The sequence below is a fragment of the Dendronalium phyllosphericum CENA369 genome (genome assembly GCF_016056275.1).
In the GTDB taxonomy this organism is placed as follows: Bacteria; Cyanobacteriota; Cyanobacteriia; order Cyanobacteriales; family Nostocaceae; genus Dendronalium; species Dendronalium phyllosphericum.
Genome location: NZ_JAECZA010000164.1, coordinates 1 through 2,640 on the forward strand (window position 1 = coordinate 1; position 2,640 = coordinate 2,640).

Sequence of the window (2,640 nt, forward strand, 5' to 3'; positions counted from 1 at the left end):
CCCTCATCCCCCTCATCCCCCTCATCCCCTCAAGACTCAGGTCTAGCAGCAATATTCACCTCTTCTACTTTCCCAGGTTCTCCCATTTGCTTGGCTTCTTGCTGATTAACACTCATCAACACGCCACCAGCATTATCAGTTTTTACTGTCAACTGTTCTTGGGCTTTCCAAACACGGTGAGTTCCCTCTGGCAGAACACCCTCAAACTCGGTTTTGCCATCGGCTACTACGCGAATCCAAGATGAGGATTTCAAGGTCACACCAATCTGTACTGACTGATTGTCTTTGGAATTACTAAGTGTGTCGCTAACAGCTTGGACTTTTGTTGATGGTTTAGTGTGAGTTGGGTCTGTTTTTAAATATGTCTCTTGCTGGGGATTGCTTTGGCTATTGCTTGCTCTTAAAGATGCATTGTTCAAAAATTGAGACAGGCTACTAACAGAACATACGATTACAAATATATAAAGTAAGTACAGATGGAGAGGACGTAATTGACCAATGAACCTGATTTTCCCAGCAGCTTTGGGGATCGCTGGCAAAGAAGCGACAGGAAAATGACTAGCAAATTCTACTCCGTTAAAACCTAGCGCGTCAGCGAATTGTCTAATCAAACCTTGAATATAAACTGGTTCTGGCAGATCGTTTAAATTACCTTCTTCGATCGCTGCCAACAACCGGCGGGGAATCTTGGTTAAGACTACCATTTCCTCTAAAGATAAACTCTTTTCTTGGCGTGCAGCCCAAAGTTGACCCCCCATTTCTGCCAACTTTTCCCTTTGTTGTTGTTCTAATGAAATTGCTGGCTGCTGATTATTCTTTTTCTTTAGCCATTTCATGCTTTTTCTACTCTCCTTACCTCAGCTGAATCTTTAATAGGTGTTTGTTTTATTTGCTTTTGCAAAAAGCGAATTTCATCTTCTTTTAATGAACGATAATTACCTTCATTTAGAAAGCCCGCTTTTGGCATTTGTAATTTAATTGAGCCTATGGCAGTTCGATGTAGCTTGATGACTGGATATCCTAATTGTTGGGCTACACGGCGAATCTGGCGATTTCTTCCCTCCTGCAATACAATTTCTAAACGGCTGTTTTCAGCAAGATTTTCTATTAACCGCACCCTAGCTGGACGGGTTTTTCTCCCATCTAAAACAATACCCTTACGCCACATTTCTAGTGATGCCTCAGAAGGATGTCCTTTTACCAAAATAAAATAAGTCTTAGGGATGCTGTGGCGAGGATGAGTAAGCCCAAATGTCAAATCCCCGTCGTTAGTCAAGATTAATGCTCCTGTAGACTCTGCATCTAGACGACCAACAGGGTGAATGCCTGTGCCCTCACGTAATTCTTTGGGAAGCAAATCTAAAACAGTTTTTCTTCCTTGAGGGTCATAGCAAGTGGAAACCACTCCAGCCGGCTTGTGCAGCAACAGATATATTAAAGCCGGACGTTGTTGAGCTGATACTAACTGCCCATCAACTGTAATCGTATCTCTTTCAGGGTCAATTTTTTGACCTAAATGTGCCAACACTCCATTGATCCGCACGCGCGATCGCCGAATCATTTCTTCAGCTTCACGGCGGGAGGCAATACCCAAACTAGCAAGAATTTTTTGTAACCTAGCCTCCATAGGGAAATTACTGATAATTATTTGAACTTTAGCTAATACTTATGATATTTGCATTTTGTGTTAAGTAGCCATAAATGTTACATTTAGAGCTTACTTAAGTTCAGTCACTTGCTGAGTACATACCCATCACAAGAGCGATCGAATGCCAGAAGACAATTTGCAAAAAAGTTCCAAGAAGATAAGGCTAATTACCAATTTACTTACAAAAGCGCTCAAACTATGGTTGAGAGCGCAAGTCAGTCAGGTATCTCAGCTGGAAGTAGAAATTCGAGCCAGCGATCGCCAAATTCTCTCTGGTTGCATTCCTTGGGTATCTATTTTCGCCAGTCATGCTGTCTATCAAGGCCTCCATCTTACACGAATTCAATTGGTAGCGGAAAATATTCAAATCAATATAGGTTCAGTATTGAAAGGTCAACCACTACGACTGTTAGAAACAGTGGCAGTTTTCGGCGAGCTCGCCGTAGAAGACAAGGATCTTAACGATTCCCTCTCATCTGAACTATTATCGACTGCTTTAAATGATGTGCTGGTTAAACTTTTACCAGAATATAGCCTAAAATCCAAGCCTATTTCTTGGCAAAAAATTACCCTTGATAAAGATCGAGTAATGTTGCGTGCCATGGTAACATCCCCAAGTGAAGCTACGCATCTGGATATTTATTTAGACTTAGAATTACTCAGCCCTCAAGAGTTACAACTATCGCATATTCAGATCGAGCGAAACGAAGTACCGCTCTTAAAGGGCGATGGCAATTACAGTTTCGATCTTGGCTCGGATGTGGATATTGAAGAACTCAGAGCGATCCCCGGTCAATTAATCTGTCGCGGACGGATTAACGTTAATCCTTAGAGTGTCGTAGAGACGCGATTAATCCAAGTCTTTCCAAGAGTCAGTTGTCAGTTGTCAGTTGTCAGTTGTCAGTTGTCAGTTGTCAGTTGTCAGTTGTTAGGAGTAGCTATTATTTCTTCCTTGTCTCCCTTATCCCCTTGTCCCCCTGCTCCCCTGCTCC

General features: G+C 42.2%; 3 protein-coding genes. 1 reads left to right on the forward strand and 2 read right to left on the reverse strand.

Annotated elements, in window-relative coordinates; all coding sequences use genetic code 11:
* Window positions 1-29 precede the first annotated feature (29 nt).
* Window positions 30-836, reverse strand: coding sequence for a helix-turn-helix domain-containing protein (locus I8752_RS21815; RefSeq protein WP_214434375.1), 807 nt, complete (start codon window positions 834-836; stop codon window positions 30-32).
* Entirely contained in the window at window positions 833-1,627 is a 795-nt protein-coding gene (locus I8752_RS21820; RefSeq protein WP_214434376.1) for a pseudouridine synthase, read from the reverse strand. The genes I8752_RS21815 and I8752_RS21820 overlap by 4 nt, the downstream gene beginning before the upstream one ends.
* 142 nt (window positions 1,628-1,769) lie before the next feature.
* Between I8752_RS21820 and I8752_RS21825 the strand changes: the two genes are divergently transcribed.
* Window positions 1,770-2,480: an LmeA family phospholipid-binding protein gene (locus tag I8752_RS21825; RefSeq protein WP_214434377.1), complete on the forward strand. Its 711-nt coding sequence runs from the start codon at window positions 1,770-1,772 to the stop codon at window positions 2,478-2,480.
* Window positions 2,481-2,640 lie beyond the last annotated feature (160 nt).

Excerpts from the sequence above, each read along its gene's own strand:
- I8752_RS21820 (WP_214434376.1), bottom strand. The coding sequence starts at position 1,627 with ATGGAGGCTAGGTTACAAAAAATTCTTGCTAGTTTGGGTATTGCCTCC.
- I8752_RS21825 (WP_214434377.1), top strand. The coding sequence starts at position 1,770 with ATGCCAGAAGACAATTTGCAAAAAAGTTCCAAGAAGATAAGGCTAATT.
- I8752_RS21815 (WP_214434375.1), bottom strand. The coding sequence starts at position 836 with ATGAAATGGCTAAAGAAAAAGAATAATCAGCAGCCAGCAATTTCATTA.